Source organism: Pseudomonas sp. BJP69 (genome assembly GCF_007633355.1).
Taxonomy (GTDB): Bacteria; Pseudomonadota; Gammaproteobacteria; order Pseudomonadales; family Pseudomonadaceae; genus Aquipseudomonas; species Aquipseudomonas juntendi.
In genome coordinates this window covers 1155266-1172149 of the sequence record NZ_CP041933.1, presented here as the reverse complement: position 1 = coordinate 1172149, position 16884 = coordinate 1155266, and the positions used below count along the sequence as shown (strand labels likewise).

Sequence of the window (16884 nt, the reverse complement as noted above, 5' to 3'; positions counted from 1 at the left end):
GCCAACCCACGACAGGAACGTGACGCGATGCCCCAGGTGGACCCCGAACTGTTCGACCGCGGCCAGTTCCAGGCGGAACTGGCTCTCAAGGCGAGCCCTATCGCCGCTTTCAAGAAAGCCATCCGCCTGGCCGGCGAGGTGCTCGACAAGCGTTTCCGCGCCGGCGGCGACATTCGCCCGCTGATCGAGGCCCGTGCCTGGCTGGTCGACAATATCCTGCAACAGGCCTGGAACCAGTTCGACTGGGGGGACCACAGCGGCATCGCCCTGGTTGCGGTGGGTGGCTACGGGCGCGGTGAACTGCACCCGCATTCGGACATCGACCTGCTGATCCTCCTGGGCGCTGCCGATCATGAACAGTACCGCGATGCCATCGAACGGTTTCTGACCCTGCTGTGGGACATAGGCCTGGAAGTCGGCCAGAGCGTGCGTACCGTGGACGAGTGTGCCGAACAGGCCCGCGCCGACCTCACGGTGATCACCAACCTGATGGAAAGCCGCACCATCGCCGGCCCGGAGCCGTTGCGCCAACGCATGCTGGACGTGACCAGCACCGCGCACATGTGGCCGAGCAAGGAGTTCTTCCTGGCCAAGCGCGCCGAACTCAAGGCCCGCCACCACAAGTACAACGACACCGAGTACAACCTGGAACCCAACGTCAAAGGGTCCCCTGGCGGCCTGCGCGATATCCAGACCGTACTGTGGGTGGCGCGCCGCCAATACGGCACCTTGAACCTGCTCGCACTGGCTGGCGAAGGCTTCCTGCTGGAAAGCGAGAACGAACTGCTGGCCTCGTCGCAGGACTTTCTATGGAAGGTGCGTTACGCCCTGCACATGCTGGCCGGCCGCGCCGAAGACCGCCTGTTGTTCGACCACCAGCGCAGCCTGGCCGAACTGCTGGGCTACCACGACGAGAACCCCAAGCGGGCGATCGAGCAGTTCATGACCCAGTACTACCGGGTGGTGATGAGCATCAGCCAGCTGTGCGACCTGATCATCCAGCACTTCGAGGAGGTCATCCTCGCCGACGAGGACAGTGGCAGCACCCAGCCGCTGAATGCGCGCTTCCGCCTGCATGACGGCTATATCGAGGCCACCCGGCCGAACGTGTTCAAGCGCACGCCGTTCGCCATGCTGGAGATGTTCGTGCTGATGGCCCAGCACCCGGAAATCAAGGGTGTACGCGCCGATACCGTGCGCCTGCTGCGCGAACACCGGCACCTGATCGACGACACGTTCCGCACCGACATCCGCAATACCAGCCTGTTCATCGAGCTGTTCAAGTGCGAGATCGGCATACACCGTAACCTGCGCCGAATGAACCGCTACGGCATCCTGGGGCGTTACCTGCCCGAGTTCGGCCTGATCGTCGGGCAGATGCAGCACGACCTGTTCCACATCTATACCGTGGATGCGCACACCCTCAACCTCATCAAGCACCTGCGCAAGCTGCAGTACACACCGGTGTCCGAGAAGTTTCCGCTGGCCAGCAAGCTCATGGGGCGCCTGCCCAAACCCGAGCTGATCTACCTGGCCGGCCTGTACCACGACATCGGCAAGGGCCGCCACGGTGACCACTCGGAGCTCGGTGCAGTAGACGCGCAGAAGTTCTGCGAACGCCACCAACTGCCCGCGTGGGACAGCCGGCTGATCGTCTGGCTGGTGCTCAACCACCTGGTGATGTCTACCACCGCCCAGCGCAAGGACCTGTCCGACCCGCAGGTGATCAACGACTTCGCCCTGCACGTCGGCGACGAAACGCGCCTGGACTACCTGTACGTGCTGACCGTGGCCGATATCAATGCCACCAACCCCAGCTTGTGGAACTCGTGGCGCGCCAGCCTGTTGCGCCAGCTTTACACCGAGACCAAGCGGGCCTTGCGCCGCGGCCTGGAAAACCCGCTGGACCGCGAAGAGCAGATTCGCCAAACCCAGTCTGCCGCCCTGGACATCCTGGTGCGCGAGGGCACCGACCCGGACGACGTCGAACAATTGTGGTCGCAGCTGGGCGATGACTACTTCCTCAAGCACACTGCGGCCGACGTGGCCTGGCACAGTGATGCGATCCTGCAGCAGCCCGCCGATGGCGGCCCTCTGGTGCTGATCAAGGAAACCACCCAGCGCGAGTTCGAGGGTGGCACGCAGATCTTCATCTACGCCCCGGACCAGCACGACTTCTTTGCGGTGACGGTAGCGGCCATGTCGCAGCTGAACCTGAACATTCACGACGCGCGAATCATCACCTCCAGCAGCCAGTTCACCCTCGACACCTACATCGTGCTGGACAACGACGGCGGCTCGATTGGCGACAACCCGCAACGGGTGCGGCAGATTCGCGACGGCCTGAGCGAAGCCTTGCGCAACCCCGAGAACTACCCGACCATCATTCAGCGCCGGGTGCCCCGCCAGCTCAAGCACTTCGACTTCCCGCCACAGGTGACCATCCTCAACGATGCCCAACGGCCGGTGACCATTCTGGAGATCACGGCCCCCGACCGCCCTGGCCTGCTGGCCCGGCTGGGGCGGATTTTCCTGGAATTCGACCTGTCACTGCAGAACGCCAAGATCGCCACCCTCGGCGAACGGGTCGAAGACGTGTTCTTCATCACCGATGCCGACAACCAGCCGCTGTCCGACCCGCAACTGTGCAGCCGCCTGCAGGAAGCTATCGTGCAGCAGCTGCAGGCCGGCCAAGGCAGCGACACCAGCCCGAGCCGCCTGACCATTTAACGATTAGACGATTGACGAGACCTTGCGCCGATGAACCATGCCTTGACCCAGCTTCAGCCCTACCCGTTCGAAAAGCTTCGCGCCCTGCTGGGCACCGTGAAGCCTGCGGCGGACAAACGCGCCATCGCCCTGTCGATCGGTGAGCCGAAGCACGAATCGCCGGCGTTCGTCGCCCAGGCCATGGCCGACAACCTCGACAAGCTGGCTGTCTATCCCAGCACCCTCGGCCTGCCGGCGCTGCGCCAGGCTATTGGCCAGTGGTGCGAGCAGCGGTTTGGCGTGCCCGCCGGCTGGCTCGACGCCGACCGTCATATCCTGCCGGTCAATGGCACCCGCGAGGCGCTGTTCGCCTTCACCCAGGCCGTGGTCAACCGCGCCGATGACGGCCTGGTGGTCAGCCCGAACCCTTTCTACCAGATCTATGAAGGCGCAGCCCTGCTGGCCGGTGCCACCCCACACTACCTGCCGTGCCTGGAGGCCAATGGCTTCAACCCGGACTTCGACGCCGTGCCGGCCGATGTCTGGCAGCGCTGCCAGATCCTGTTCCTGTGCTCGCCGGGCAACCCGACCGGGGCGCTGGTGCCCATGGACACCCTGAAAACGCTGATTGCCCTGGCCGACGAGCATGACTTCGTGATCGCCGCCGATGAGTGCTACAGCGAACTGTACTTCGACGAAGACGCCCCGCCGCCGGGCCTGTTGAGCGCTTGCGCGGAGCTGGGCCGCAGCGACTTCAAACGTTGCGTGGTCTTCCACAGCCTGTCCAAGCGCTCCAACCTGCCGGGCCTGCGCTCGGGCTTCGTTGCCGGCGACGCCGACATCATCAAGCCATTCCTGCTGTACCGTACCTACCACGGCTGCGCCATGCCGGTGCAAACCCAACTGGCGAGCATCGCCGCCTGGCAGGATGAAGCGCATGTGCGCGAAAACCGCGACCAGTACCGGGCCAAATACGATGCTGTGCTGGAGATCCTGCAGCCGGTACTGGACGTACAGCGCCCGGACGGCAGCTTCTACCTGTGGGCCAAGGTGCCTGGCGACGATGCCGAGTTCACGCGTGACCTGTTCGAAGCCCAGCATGTGACGGTGGTGCCGGGGTCTTACCTTTCGCGGGAAGTGGGTGGTGTGAACCCGGGGGCCGGGCGTGTCCGCATGGCCTTGGTTGCACCGCTGGCCGAGTGCATCGAAGCTGCCGAGCGCATTCGCGCGTTTCTGCAAAGCCGCTGACAGGATCGGGGGGCGGTTTGTACGCGGTTCCTGTGGGAGCGGGCGTGCCCGCGAACACCGGCGCAGCCGGTGCCATACACCGCGTCGCCTGCTTCGCGGGCTTGCCCGCTCCCACAATGAATCGCGCAGGCTTTTCAAATTTTGAGCAACACAGTTGCTCCTGCAAGTACGGCGGCAACTCCAAGCCAGCGCAGGCCCTGTGGGAGCGGGCGTGCCCGCGAACACCGGCAAAGCCGGTGCCATACACCGCGTCGCTTGCTTCGCGGGCTTGCCCGCTCCCACAGGTTGAATCGCGCAGGCTTTTCAAATTTTGAGAAAGAAAGTTGCTCCTGCAAGTTCGGGGGCAACGCCAAGCCAGAGCAGCCCCTGTGGGAGCGGGCATGCCCGCGAACACCGGCGCAGCCGGTGCCATCCACCGCGTCGCCTGCTTCGCGGGCAAGCCCGCTCCCACAGGTGAATCGCGCAGGCTTTTCAAATTTTGAGAAAGACAGTTGCTCCTGCAAGTACGGCGGCAAGGCCAAGCCAGCGCAGGCCCTGTGGGAGCGGGCATGCCCGCGAACACCGGCGCAGCCGGTGCCAGACACCGCGTCGCCTGCTTCGCGGGCTTGCCCGCTCCCACAGGTGAATCGCGCAGGCTTTTCAAATTTGCAGTAAAACAGTTGCTCCTACCGGGGTAGGTGAGATACCTGTTGCTGCAATGCAGCCCCAGCGCTTTATTTGACCTGGCCCAGGTTCGCCTCACTCATGTCCAGCTCGCCCAGCACCTGCCGCACCACTTCATCGCCCACCTCGTGCTGACGATGCAGGTTGTACAGCTCCAGCCGCTGCGCCCTTAGCGCCCGCAGGCGCAAGCGGCGCTCCAGCAAATCCATCTGCTCGGCCAGTGCCTTGGCTTCGGCCGTGTCGTTATAACTGTCCAGCTCATCCCGGTACTCCGCCATCAGGCGCGCCTTCAGTTCCGTGGCCATGGTTGCCTGGTCTGCATCCTGCGGCGCATTGCTGTCGATCACTTCCTCCGCCTCCAGGGCATGGATCGCCGCTTCTGCCGTGCGCCGCCAGGCTTCCTGCACCTCCTGTTGCAAGCGCTCGTCGGCGCTTTTGGTCACCCCGCGCAGCAATAGCGGCAAGGCGATACAGGCGCTGACCAGCGATAGCAGGATCACCCCTGCCGCGATGAAAATCAGCAGGTCCCGTTCCGGGAACGCCTTGCCTGCCCCCATCAGCAATGGCACCGACATCACACCCGCCAGGGTCACTGCACCCCGCACGCCGCCGAAGGTCAGCAGCCAGCAGGAGCGCGCCGTAGGCACCAGCACCAGCGCCGGCTTACCGCGCCAGCGGCGCAGCACGCCGATCGCGCGCCAGATACTCTGCACCCAGATGAAACGCAGCAGGATCAGCGCGGCAAAAATCGCCAGCACATCCAGGCAGCGGTAGGCCAGGGTCGGCCACACGGTGGTTTCGTGGCTGACCACAGCCTTGATGATGTCCGGTAACTGCAGGCCCAGTAGCAGGAAAATCAGGCCATTGAAGGCGAACTCCAGCAGCGACCAGACGCTGCGGTTGAGCAGGCGGGTGCTGGTCTGGCGTGGCAGCAGGTCGAGCCAGCTCTGCATCATGCCGGCGGCCACTGCCGACAAAATGCCCGACACGCCCAGGCGCTCGGCCAGTACATAAGCCGCGAACGGCAACAGCAGCATGAACACGACATGGGTCGCAGGGTCGTCCCAGCCCCGGGTGATCATCCACATGCGCAGGCGGCCGATCAGCCAGCTCAGGGCCACGCCCACTGCCAGGCCCCCCAGTGCTACCAGCACGAAGCTGAAGCTGGCGTCGGCCAGCGAGAAGGCCCCGGTGATTGCCGCCGCCAGGGCGAACTTGAAGGTCACCAGGCCAGAGGCGTCGTTCATCAGCGCCTCGCCCTGCAGCATATGCATCAGCGGGGTGGGCAGGCGGTCCTGGGTAATGGCCGATACGGCGACGGCGTCGGTCGGCGACAACACGGCGGCCAAGGCGAAGGCCACCGGCAGCGGGATGCTGGGCATCAGCCAGTGAATGAAGTAACCGGCCCCGACCACAGTGAACAGCACCAGCCCTACCGCCAGCGCCACCACGGGCCCTCGAAGGCGCCACAGTTCGCGCTTGGGAATCCGCCAGCCATCGGCGAACAGCAGTGGCGGCAGGAACAGAAACAGGAACAGCTCGGGGTCCAGCGCCACATGCAGGCCCAGGGTCGGCCACGCCAGCAAGGCGCCAGCGGCGATCTGCACCAGCGGCAAGGGCAGCGGAATCAGGCGACCGACCAGTTTCGACAGGCTGACCAAGGTCAACAGGATGAGGACGGTGTAGGCGGACTGCATCCGGTAAGGCTTCCTTTATGAACCAGAAACGACAACAGGGCGAAACATCGCCATTGAAACAATATGTTAGCGGCGATCGGCGAACCGGGGCCGCTGCACGATAGTCGCAGGTGGCGGATGAATATGTAACATGATGATACCCAGCAATCATGGCCGGCGTTACTCGAGCAACGTGCAGCGAAGCCCTGGAACTACCGCGATGAGGTCGTATAATCATGCGTAACGAATAACGTTATGCGTTCAACCTCATCATTCAACGCTTTAGTTGTGTCGACACGGAAGCACTCTTTGTTGCTGGAAAAACGCGACGTTGGTCAGATATCAAATCAGTCGCGGAGCGCAAACTGGCCATGCTCAACGCCGCAATAGAGCTGCGAGACCTGCGATCGCCACCTGGCAACCGCCTCGAGGCATTGAGCGGCAACCGTGCTGGTCAGCACAGCATTCGCGTCAATGACCAATGGCGCTTGTGCTTCACCTGGACCGACAGCGGGCCGGCCAACGTTGAAATTACCGATTACCACTGAGGTGCATCATGCTCAAGAACGGTATGCGTCCAATCCATCCCGGTGAAGTCCTGCGTGAGGACTTCCAGAAAGAAATAGGCTTCAGTGCTGCGGCATTGGCCAGGGCGCTGGGCGTCGCCACTCCAACCGTCAACAATATCCTGCGCGAACGGGGCGGTGTTTCCGCCGATATGGCGCTGCGTCTGTCCATTTGCCTGAATACTACCCCCGAGTTCTGGCTCAACCTGCAGACCGCCTTCGATCTGCGCACCGCCGAACAGCGACACGGTGAAGAGATCATCGGGGCGGTACAGCGCCTGGTCGCCTGAACACGCCTTGATCAATAGACATGGACGCCACAGGCGTGGCGCCGCGAGGTTGCTTCCCGCATAATCCCGAGACTGAAATCGAAAAACGGAGAGGTTGGGGCAACCTGTTATCCCCAATGCACACAATGACCTACACGCTCTACGGCATCAAAGCCTGCGACACCATGAAAAAAGCGCGTACCTGGCTCGAAGACCAGTCCATCGCCTACGAATTCCACGACTACAAGACCCAAGGCATCGACCGTGACAGCCTGAACCGCTGGTGCGACGAACACGGCTGGGAAGTCATCCTCAACCGTGCCGGCACCACGTTCCGCAAGCTGGACGACGCCAGCAAGGCAGACCTCGACCAGGCCAAGGCCGTCGAGCTGATGCTGGCCCAGCCGTCGATGATCAAGCGCCCGGTGCTCGACCTTGGCGCGCGCACGTTGGTCGGCTTCAAGCCTGACCTGTACGCCGCAGCCTTCGCCTGAGCCCCTACCCTATTTCGCACGAGGTAATCACATGTCCAATACCCTGTTCAGCCTGGCCTTCGGTGTCGGCTCCCAGAACCGCCAGGGCGCCTGGCTGGAAGTGTTCTACGCACAACCCCTGCTCAACCCAAGCGCCGAACTGGTCGCCGCAGTCGCGCCTGTTCTTGGTTACCAGGGTGGCAACCAGGCCATCGCCTTCAGCAACGCCCAGGCCGCCCAACTGGCCGAAGCGGTGAAAGGCGTGGATGCCGCCCAGGCCGCGCTGCTGACCCGCCTGGCCGAAAGCCACAAGCCGCTGGTCGCCACCCTGCTGGCCGAAGACGCTGCGCTGGCTTCGACCCCCGAGGCCTACCTCAAGCTGCACCTGCTGTCGCACCGCCTGGTCAAGCCACACGGCGTGAGCCTGGCCGGCATCTTCCCGCTGCTGCCGAACGTGGCCTGGACCAACCAGGGTGCGGTCGACCTGAGCGAACTGGCCGAACTGCAACTCGAAGCACGCCTCAAAGGCGAGTTGCTGGAAGTGTTCTCGGTGGACAAGTTCCCGAAAATGACCGACTACGTGGTCCCCGCCGGCGTGCGTATCGCCGACACCGCCCGTGTGCGCCTGGGCGCCTACATTGGCGAAGGCACCACCGTCATGCACGAAGGCTTCGTCAACTTTAACGCTGGCACCGAAGGCCCGGGCATGATCGAAGGCCGGGTTTCCGCTGGCGTATTCGTCGGCAAGGGCTCGGACCTGGGCGGCGGCTGCTCGACCATGGGCACCCTGTCCGGTGGCGGCAACATCGTCATCAAGGTCGGCGAAGGCTGCCTGATCGGCGCCAACGCCGGTATCGGTATCCCGCTGGGTGACCGCAACACCGTCGAAGCGGGCCTGTACATCACTGCCGGCACCAAGGTGAACCTGCTGGACGAGAACAACGAACTGGTCAAGGTGGTCAAGGCGCGTGACCTGGCAGGCCAGACCGACCTGCTGTTCCGCCGCAACTCGCTGAACGGCGCAGTGGAATGCAAGACCCACAAGTCGGCCATCGAGCTGAACGAAGCATTGCACGCCCACAACTGAGAACCTTGCACGGTTTGAGGTGTTAACATCGGGTCTGGCGCCAACACGCCAGACCCGTTTTTCATTCCAGGCCCCGCGATCATGTTCCAGCCCTCCCCCTGGCGTGCCGATTTCCCCGCCATCGACTCCCTGCAACGGCAGCACCAGACATACCTGGACAGCGCCGCCACCACCCAGAAGCCGCAAGCCTTGCTGGATGCCCTGGGCCATTACTACGCCCATGGCGCGGCCAACGTGCACCGCGCCCAGCACTTGCCCGGTGCACTGGCGACCCAGGCTTTCGAAACCAGCCGCAACAAGGTGGCCGCCTGGCTCAACGCCGCCGATGCCCGGCAGATCGTGTTCACCCATGGCGCCACTTCGGCGTTGAACCTGCTGGCCTATGGCCTGGAGCACCGCTTCGAGGCGGGCGACGAAATTGCCGTCAGCGCGCTGGAGCACCATGCCAACCTGCTGCCCTGGCAGCAACTGGCGCAGCGGCACGACCTGCGCCTGGTGGTACTGCCGCTGGACATTCACGGCCACATCGACCTGGACCAGGCCCTGCAGTTGGTAGGCCCACGCACCCGGGTACTGGCCGTCAGCCAGTTGTCCAACGTGCTGGGCACCTGGCAGCCCTTGCCTGCCCTGCTGGCCCATGCCCGTGCGCAAGGTGCGGTGACCGTGGTCGACGGCGCCCAGGGCGTGGTCCATGGGCGCCATGATGTGCAGCAGCTGGGCTGCGACTTCTATGTGTTTTCCAGCCACAAGCTGTATGGCCCGGACGGTGTCGGCGTGCTCTACGGCCGCAGCCAGGCCTTCGAGCTACTGCGCCATTGGCAGTTTGGCGGTGAGATGGTGCAACTGGCCGACTACCATAGCGCCAGCTTCCGCCCGGCGCCGTTGGGTTTCGAAGCGGGCACCCCGCCCATTGCCGGGGTGATCGGCCTGGGCGCGACCCTTGCCTACCTGGCCAGCCTCGATAGCCACGCGGTCGCCGCCCACGAAAACAGCCTGCATCAGCAACTGCTGCGCGGCCTGGCCGACCGCGAGGGTATCCGGGTGCTGGGCACGCCACAGGCGGCGCTGGCCAGTTTCGTCATCGAGGGCGTGCACAATGCCGATATCGCCCACCTGCTCACCGAGCAGGGCATTGCCGTGCGTGCCGGGCACCACTGCGCCATGCCGCTGCTGAAGGGGCTGGGCCTGGAGGGTGCGATCCGTGTGTCGTTGGGCTTGTACAACGACAGCAGCGACCTGCAGCGCTTCTTCGACGCGCTGGACCAAGGCCTGGAGTTGTTGCGATGAGCCTGCCGGAACAGGCGCTACAGGCGCTGGCCGCGTTCGAACAGGGCAAGGGCTGGGAACAGCGTGCTCGCTTGCTGATGCAATGGGGCGACCAGCTGGAGCCGCTGGCTGCCAGCGAAAAAACCGAGGCCAACCGGGTGCACGGTTGCGAAAGCCTGGTGTGGCTGGTGGCCGAGCAGGCCGATGGCGCATGGCGGTTCAAGGCCGGTAGCGATGCCCGTTTGTTACGCGGGCTGCTGGCCTTGTTGCTGGTGCGGGTGCAGGGTTTGACCAGCGGTGAACTGCTGGCGCTCGACCTGCGGGGGTGGTTCAGCCAGCTGGGGCTGGAGCGCCAGCTGTCGCCATCGCGCAGCAATGGGCTGCATGCGGTGTTGCAGCGCATGGCAGAGCTGGTGGTCAAACGTTAACTGGGGTGGGGGCCAACATCGTCGGGGGCGCTGCGCGCCCCATCGCGACACGAGGCCGCTCCTACAGGGATTTACACGGGCTTGACCCGCTCCGATGGCCGTCGCGCACCGGCCACCAGTTTCTCTATCGCCTTGCTCGCTGCCACCATGCCAAAGGTGGCGGTCACCATCATCACCGCGCCAAAGCCGCCGGCACAATCCAGCCGCACGCCTTCGCCAACGAAGCTTTTCTGCAGGCACACGCTGCCATCGCCCTTGGGGTAACGCAGTTGCTCACTGGAAAACACGCACGGCACGCCATAGTTGCGGCTGACATTGCGCGAGAAGTTGTAGTCGCGCCGCAACGTGGAGCGGACCCGCGAGGCCAGCGGATCGTTGAAGGTCTTGTTGAGGTCGGCGATCTGGATCTGCGTGGGGTCGATCTGCCCGCCGGCCCCCCCGGTGGTGACGATGGCGATCTTGCGCCGGCGGCACCAGGCGATCAGCGCGGCCTTGGCCATGACGCTGTCGATGCAGTCGATCACGCAGTCCAGGTGTTCGGTGATGTACTCGACCATGGTGTCGCGGGTGACGAAATCGGCGACTGCATGCACCGTGCAGGCCGGGTTGATCGCCCGCAGGCGCTCGGCCATGACCTCGACCTTGGGGCGCCCCACCTGCCCTTCCAGGGCGTGGGCCTGGCGGTTGGTGTTGCTGACGCAGACATCGTCCAGGTCGAACAGGGTGATTTCGCCCACGCCACTGCGCGCCAGCGCTTCGGCCACCCACGAACCCACCCCGCCAATCCCGACCACCGCCAAATGGGCCTGGCCCAGGCGTTGCAGGCCTTGGTCGCCGTACAGCCGGGCAACGCCGGCGAAGCGTGGATCTTCTGTACTCATGTTCATACCCCAAAAAACCGGCGCGCATTATATGCCAGCGAGCCCAAGGCCTGCACCGTTAGGAAATGGACTACTAACCCTGCTTTAATGTCCTATCACTTCGACAGAAATGGACGACAATGTCTTCACGTAAATTCGGCCTGAACCTGGTTGTGGTGCTGGCCATCGCTGCGTTGTTCACCGGCTTCTGGGCGCTGATCAATCGCCCGGTTTCCGCGCCCGCCTGGCCAGAACAAATCTCTGGCTTCTCGTATTCGCCGTTCCGCCTGGGTGAAAGCCCGCAAAAGGGGCAGTACCCCAGTGACGAAGAAATGCGTCAGGACCTGGAACAACTCAGCAAACTGACCGACAGCATCCGCATTTACACCGTGGAAGGCACCCAGGCAGACATCCCACGGCTGGCCGAGGAGTTCGGCCTGCGCGTGACACTGGGCATCTGGATCAGCCCCGACCTTGAGCGCAACGAGCGGGAAATTGCCACCGCCATCGAGTTGGCCAATACCTCGCGCAGCGTGGTGCGCGTAGTGGTGGGTAACGAGGCGCTGTTCCGCGAAGAAGTGACACCGGAAAACCTCATCAAGTACCTGGACAGGGTACGTGCCGCGGTCAAGGTCCCGGTAACCACCAGTGAGCAATGGCATATCTGGAAGGAACACCCGGAGCTGGCCAGGCACGTCGACCTGATTGCCGCGCACATCCTGCCTTACTGGGAATTCGTGCCGATGAAAGACTCGGTGGAGTTCGTGCTCGACCGTGCCCGCGAGCTGAAGCAGCAGTTCCCGCGCAAGCCGCTGTTGCTGTCGGAGGTCGGCTGGCCGAGCAATGGCCGCATGCGCGGGGGTGCCGATGCCACCCAGGCCGATCAGGCCATCTACCTGCGCACCTTGGTCAACACGCTCAACCGCCGTGGCTACAACTATTTTGTCATCGAAGCCTATGACCAGCCTTGGAAGGCCAGTGACGAAGGCTCGGTAGGCGCTTACTGGGGCGTTTACAACGCGGAGCGCCAGCAGAAGTTCAACTTCGAGGGGCCCGTGGTGGCGATTCCGCAGTGGCGCGCCCTGGCGGTCGCGTCGGTGGTGCTGGCCATGATCGCGCTGATGGTGCTGTTCATCGACGGCTCGGCCTTGCGCCAACGCGGCCGGACCTTCCTGACGTTCATCACCTTCCTGTGCGGGTCGGTGCTGGTGTGGATCGCCTACGACTACAGCCAGCAATACAGCACCTGGTTCAGCCTGACCGTCGGCGTGTTGCTGGCGCTCGGCGCATTGGGGGTGTTCATCGTGCTGCTCACCGAAGCGCATGAACTGGCCGAGGCGGTGTGGATCCACAAGCGCCGCCGCGAGTTCCTGCCGGTACAGGCCGACAGCGCCTACCGGCCCAAGGTGTCGGTGCATGTACCGTGCTACAACGAGCCGCCAGAAATGGTCAAGCAGACCCTCGACGCCCTGGCCGCGCTGGATTACCCCGATTATGAAGTGCTGGTGATCGACAACAACACCAAGGACCCGGCCGTGTGGGAACCGCTCAAGGCCCATTGCGAAAAGCTCGGCGAACGGTTCAAGTTCTTCCACGTCGCGCCCTTGGCTGGCTTCAAGGGCGGCGCGCTGAACTACCTGATCCCGCACACCGCGCCAGACGCCGAAGTGATCGCGGTGATCGACTCGGACTACTGCGTCGACCGCAACTGGCTCAAGCACATGGTGCCGCACTTCGCCGACCCGAAAATTGCCGTGGTGCAGTCGCCGCAGGACTACCGCGACCAACACGAAAGTGCATTCAAGAAGCTGTGCTACAGCGAATACAAGGGCTTCTTCCACATCGGCATGGTCACCCGCAACGACCGTGACGCGATCATTCAGCATGGCACCATGACCATGACCCGGCGCAGCGTGCTGCAAGAACTGGGCTGGGCCGAGTGGTGTATCTGCGAGGACGCCGAACTGGGCCTGCGTGTGTTCGAAAAGGGCCTGTCGGCCGCTTATGCCCACAACAGTTATGGCCAGGGCTTGATGCCCGACACGTTCATCGATTTCAAGAAACAGCGCTTCCGCTGGGCATACGGTGCCATCCAGATCATCAAGCACCACGCCGGCGCCCTGCTGCGCGGCACGGGTAGCCAGCTGACGCGCGGCCAGCGCTACCACTTCCTGGCCGGCTGGCTGCCCTGGATCGCCGATGGCATGAACATTTTCTTCACCATCGGCGCGCTGCTGTGGTCGGCCGCGATGATCATCGTGCCGCACCGGGTCGACCCGCCACTGATGATTTTCGCCATCCCGCCGCTGGCGCTGTTCTTCTTCAAGGTCGGCAAGATCCTGTTCCTCTACCGGCGTGCGGTGGGGGTCAACATGAAGGATGCCTTCGCGGCGGCGCTGGCGGGGCTGGCGCTGTCGCATACCATCGCCAAAGCGGTGCTGTACGGGTTCTTCACCAGCAGCATGCCGTTCATCCGCACGCCAAAGCATGCCGACAGCCATGGTTTGCTGGTGGCGATTGCCGAGGCGCGCGAGGAACTGTTCATCATGCTGCTGTTGTGGGGCGCAGCGCTGGGTATCTACCTGGTGCAGGGGCTGCCGAGCTCGGACATGCGCTTCTGGATGGCCATGCTGCTGGTGCAGTCGTTGCCGTACGTGGCGGCACTGGTGATGGCGCTGCTGTCGTCGCTGCCCAAGCCTGCGCACAAGGCTGCCGAGGCGCAGCAGGCTTGAGATGTTGGGGGCGCTTGGCGCCCCTTTCGCGACTGGTTTGCTATAAGATAACGCCCCTCAGATTTCCCCGCCTTGCCTTGCCCCGGAGTTCCCCATGACGGCCCCTGCCGAGCTCTCGCCTACCCTTCAACTGGCCTGCGACCTGATCCGTCGCCCCTCCGTCACCCCCGTCGACGCCGATTGCCAGGCGCAAATGATGAACCGCCTCGGCGCCGTGGGCTTCCAGCTCGAGCCGATGCGCATCGAAGACGTCGACAATTTCTGGGCGACCCATGGCCAGCAGGAAGGCCCGGTACTGTGCTTCGCCGGCCACACCGACGTGGTGCCCACCGGCCCCGTGCAGCAATGGCAACATGAACCGTTCGATGCGCTGATCGACGCCGACGGCATGCTCTGCGGCCGCGGCGCAGCCGACATGAAAGGCAGCCTGGCCTGCATGGTGGTTGCCAGCGAACGCTTCGTGCAGGATTACCCCGACCACCGCGGCAAGGTCGCCTTCCTGATCACCAGCGACGAGGAAGGCCCGGCCCACCACGGCACCAAGGCTGTGGTCGAACGCCTCAAAGCACGTAACCAGCGCCTGGACTGGTGCATCGTCGGCGAACCGTCCAGCACCACCCTGCTGGGTGACGTGGTCAAGAACGGCCGCCGTGGCTCGCTGGGCGCCAAGCTGACCGTGCGCGGCAAACAGGGCCATGTGGCCTACCCGCACCTGGCGCGCAACCCCATTCACCTGGCCGCACCGGCCCTGGCGGAGCTGGCAGCCGAGCACTGGGACGAAGGCAATGCATTCTTCCCGCCGACCAGCTTCCAGATCTCCAACCTCAACGCCGGCACCGGTGCCACCAACGTGGTTCCGGGCGAGCTGACTGCGCTGTTCAATTTCCGGTTCTCCACCGAGTCCACCGTCGAAGGCCTGCAGGCGCGGGTGTCGGCGATCCTCGACAAGCACGAACTGGACTGGTCGATCGACTGGGCGCTGTCAGGCCTGCCGTTCCTCACCGAGCCGGGCGAGCTGCTGGGTGCCGTTTCGGCCAGCATCAAAGGTGTCACCGGCCGCGACACCCAACCGTCGACCAGCGGCGGCACGTCCGATGGCCGCTTCATCGCCACCCTGGGCACCCAGGTGGTCGAGCTGGGCCCGGTCAACGCCACCATCCACCAGGTGGACGAGCGGATTCTGGCCAGCGACCTCGACCTGCTGACCGAAATCTACTACCAGACCCTGGTCCGGTTGCTCGCCTGATGCTTGCCTGCCCCCTTTGCCAGGCGCCGCTGGCGCAAGTCGACAACGGCGTGGCCTGCCCGGCAGGCCACCGCTTCGACCGGGCCCGCCAGGGCTACCTGAACCTGCTGCCGGTGCAGCACAAGAACAGCCGTGACCCGGGTGACAACCAGGCCATGGTCGAGGCGCGTCGCGACTTTCTCGACGGCGGCCACTACGCGCCGGTGGCCCAGCGCCTGGCCGAACTGGCCGCCGAGCGCCAGCCCGGTGCGTGGCTGGACATTGGCTGCGGCGAGGGCTACTACACCGCGCAGTTGGCCCAGGCCCTGCCCGCTGCCGACGGTTACGCCCTGGATATCTCCCGCGAGGCGGTCAAGCGTGCCTGCCGCCGCGCACCGGCTGTCACCTGGATGGTCGCCAGCATGGCCCGCGTGCCGCTGGCCGATGCCAGCTGCCAGTTCATCGCCAGCGTATTCAGCCCGCTGGACTGGGCCGAAGCCAAACGCCTGCTCAGCCCCGGCGGTGGCCTGATGCGGGTAGGCCCGACCAGCGGCCACCTGATGGAACTGCGCGAAGTGCTCTACGATGAAGTACGCCCTTACGCCGACGACAAGCACCTGGCCCTGGTCCCCGAGGGCATGGCCCATGCCCACAGTGAAACCCTGGCGTTGCGCCTGAGCCTGGCAGCCCCCAAGGCCCGCGCCGACCTGCTGGCCATGACCCCACACGGCTGGCGCGCCAGCGCCGAAAAACGTGCACGGGTAATCGACCAGCCCGAGCCGTTCGAGGTAACGGTTTCCATGCGTTATGACTATTTTGTGCGCCAAGACTGAGCACACCCGGAGCCCTTATGCGCCAACCTGATATCGAGATCTACCTGAAGGACGCCGACGTCGACCACAAACAGATTGCCGGGTGGCTTGCCCAGGCGATCGGCCCGTGCAGCGAATGGAAGCAGAAAGGCCAGACCTTCAAATGCCAGGCCGGTAACATTCCGGTCACTTGGTTACCGAAGGCTGTAGGGAAATGGAACAGCCTGTACCTGGAAAGCGACCAGACCCCCTGGGCCGACGATATTGCCTGCGCCCGCGCTGCATTCGCCGCACTGGGGGTGGAAGTACGCTGCGCACCGGGTGGCTGGGTCGAGGAAGACGGCGAGGAAGATGCCGACCGCTGGGTCCGCATCAGCGCCGACGGTGAAGAGGAAATCACCTGGCGTACGTCTTGAGCTTGAAGCTTCAAGCTGCAAGTTTCAAGAAGGCTCGCATCAGGCTGCAAGTACACGGTCACTTGCAGCTTGAAGCTTATAGCTTAAGGCTCAGAGGCCTACCACGTCTTCGGCTTGCAGGCCTTTCTGGCCCTGCACGCAAGCGTATTCAACCCGCTGCCCTTCGACCAGGGTACGATGCCCCTCACCGCGAATCGCCCGATAGTGGACGAATACATCCGCACCACCTTCGCGCTGAATGAAGCCATAACCCTTGGCATCGTTGAACCACTTTACATTCCCAGTCTCACGAGACGACATCTGAACTACTCCGGTTTTTTATTGTGAAGATCGCCGTGCAGGCATGGGCTCACTTGCCCCGTGCCAACGCCGCTTGCCGAAATAACCTGCAAGTGGCAGGCCGAGTATATGCCACAGCACAAAAAAAATTGATGACGGTCCCGCTGTTGGCCGA

15 protein-coding genes are annotated in these 16884 nt (G+C 63.9%); 12 read left to right on the top strand and 3 right to left on the bottom strand.

Going from position 1 to position 16884, the window contains the following annotated elements:
• Positions 1 to 27: 27 nt before the first annotated feature.
• Together FPB55_RS05455 and dapC are read left to right on the top strand one after the other, a co-directional pair.
• A complete protein-coding gene (locus FPB55_RS05455; RefSeq protein ID WP_054890071.1) occupies positions 28 to 2730 on the top strand; it encodes a [protein-PII] uridylyltransferase in 2703 nt (900 codons plus the stop codon).
• Positions 2731 to 2760: 30 nt separating this feature from the next.
• Positions 2761 to 3957, top strand: a complete 1197-nt coding sequence (dapC, locus tag FPB55_RS05450) for a succinyldiaminopimelate transaminase (protein WP_125855216.1) — start codon at positions 2761 to 2763, stop codon at positions 3955 to 3957.
• A 713-nt stretch (positions 3958 to 4670) separates the two neighbouring features.
• On the opposite strand, the gene FPB55_RS05445 is transcribed toward dapC, so the two are convergent.
• The gene (locus FPB55_RS05445; protein WP_054890073.1) at positions 4671 to 6317 is read right to left on the bottom strand and encodes a Na+/H+ antiporter; all 1647 of its coding nucleotides are present in this window, start codon (positions 6315 to 6317) and stop codon (positions 4671 to 4673) included.
• A gap of 248 nt (positions 6318 to 6565) precedes the next feature.
• On the opposite strand from FPB55_RS05445, the gene FPB55_RS05440 reads away from it, so the two are divergent.
• From FPB55_RS05440 to FPB55_RS05415, 6 genes are all read left to right on the top strand, one after another.
• Positions 6566 to 6844 carry a type II toxin-antitoxin system RelE/ParE family toxin gene (locus FPB55_RS05440; protein WP_144187667.1) on the top strand — a complete coding sequence of 93 codons (279 nt, stop codon included), beginning with the start codon at positions 6566 to 6568 and terminating at the stop codon, positions 6842 to 6844.
• 8 nt (positions 6845 to 6852) lie between these two features.
• Entirely contained in the window at positions 6853 to 7152 is a 300-nt protein-coding gene (locus FPB55_RS05435; RefSeq protein ID WP_115293485.1) for a HigA family addiction module antitoxin, read from the top strand.
• Between the two features lie 125 nt (positions 7153 to 7277).
• Entirely contained in the window at positions 7278 to 7625 is a 348-nt protein-coding gene (locus tag FPB55_RS05430) for an ArsC family reductase (RefSeq protein ID WP_054881204.1), read from the top strand.
• Between the two features lie 31 nt (positions 7626 to 7656).
• Positions 7657 to 8691 (top strand): 2,3,4,5-tetrahydropyridine-2,6-dicarboxylate N-succinyltransferase, encoded by a 1035-nt coding sequence (dapD, locus tag FPB55_RS05425; RefSeq protein WP_144187665.1) that lies wholly within the window; start codon positions 7657 to 7659, stop codon positions 8689 to 8691.
• Between the two features lie 81 nt (positions 8692 to 8772).
• Entirely contained in the window at positions 8773 to 9978 is a 1206-nt protein-coding gene (locus FPB55_RS05420) for a cysteine desulfurase (protein WP_115293484.1), read from the top strand.
• A complete protein-coding gene (locus tag FPB55_RS05415) occupies positions 9975 to 10385 on the top strand; it encodes a SufE family protein (RefSeq protein WP_054890075.1) in 411 nt (136 codons plus the stop codon). Before FPB55_RS05420 ends, FPB55_RS05415 begins: the two co-directional genes overlap by 4 nt.
• 71 nt (positions 10386 to 10456) lie before the next feature.
• Here the strand turns inward: FPB55_RS05415 and tcdA are convergent, their stop codons facing one another.
• Positions 10457 to 11266: a tRNA cyclic N6-threonylcarbamoyladenosine(37) synthase TcdA gene (gene tcdA, locus FPB55_RS05410; protein WP_178097497.1), complete on the bottom strand. Its 810-nt coding sequence runs from the start codon at positions 11264 to 11266 to the stop codon at positions 10457 to 10459.
• Positions 11267 to 11385: 119 nt separating this feature from the next.
• On the opposite strand from tcdA, the gene FPB55_RS05405 reads away from it, so the two are divergent.
• The 4 genes from FPB55_RS05405 (at position 11386) to FPB55_RS05390 (ending at position 16430) form a co-directional block, all read left to right on the top strand.
• Positions 11386 to 13977: a glycosyltransferase gene (locus FPB55_RS05405; protein WP_029885084.1), complete on the top strand. Its 2592-nt coding sequence runs from the start codon at positions 11386 to 11388 to the stop codon at positions 13975 to 13977.
• A gap of 94 nt (positions 13978 to 14071) precedes the next feature.
• Positions 14072 to 15223 carry a succinyl-diaminopimelate desuccinylase gene (gene dapE, locus FPB55_RS05400; RefSeq protein ID WP_115293483.1) on the top strand — a complete coding sequence of 384 codons (1152 nt, stop codon included), beginning with the start codon at positions 14072 to 14074 and terminating at the stop codon, positions 15221 to 15223.
• Positions 15223 to 16035 carry a putative RNA methyltransferase gene (locus FPB55_RS05395; RefSeq protein ID WP_054890077.1) on the top strand — a complete coding sequence of 271 codons (813 nt, stop codon included), beginning with the start codon at positions 15223 to 15225 and terminating at the stop codon, positions 16033 to 16035. Before dapE ends, FPB55_RS05395 begins: the two co-directional genes overlap by 1 nt.
• Before the next feature lie 17 nt (positions 16036 to 16052).
• Entirely contained in the window at positions 16053 to 16430 is a 378-nt protein-coding gene (locus FPB55_RS05390; RefSeq protein WP_009686969.1) for a hypothetical protein, read from the top strand.
• Positions 16431 to 16520: 90 nt separating this feature from the next.
• Here FPB55_RS05390 and FPB55_RS05385 read toward each other — a convergent pair whose 3' ends face one another.
• The gene (locus FPB55_RS05385; protein ID WP_003252255.1) at positions 16521 to 16730 is read right to left on the bottom strand and encodes a cold-shock protein; all 210 of its coding nucleotides are present in this window, start codon (positions 16728 to 16730) and stop codon (positions 16521 to 16523) included.
• Positions 16731 to 16884: the final 154 nt, after the last annotated feature.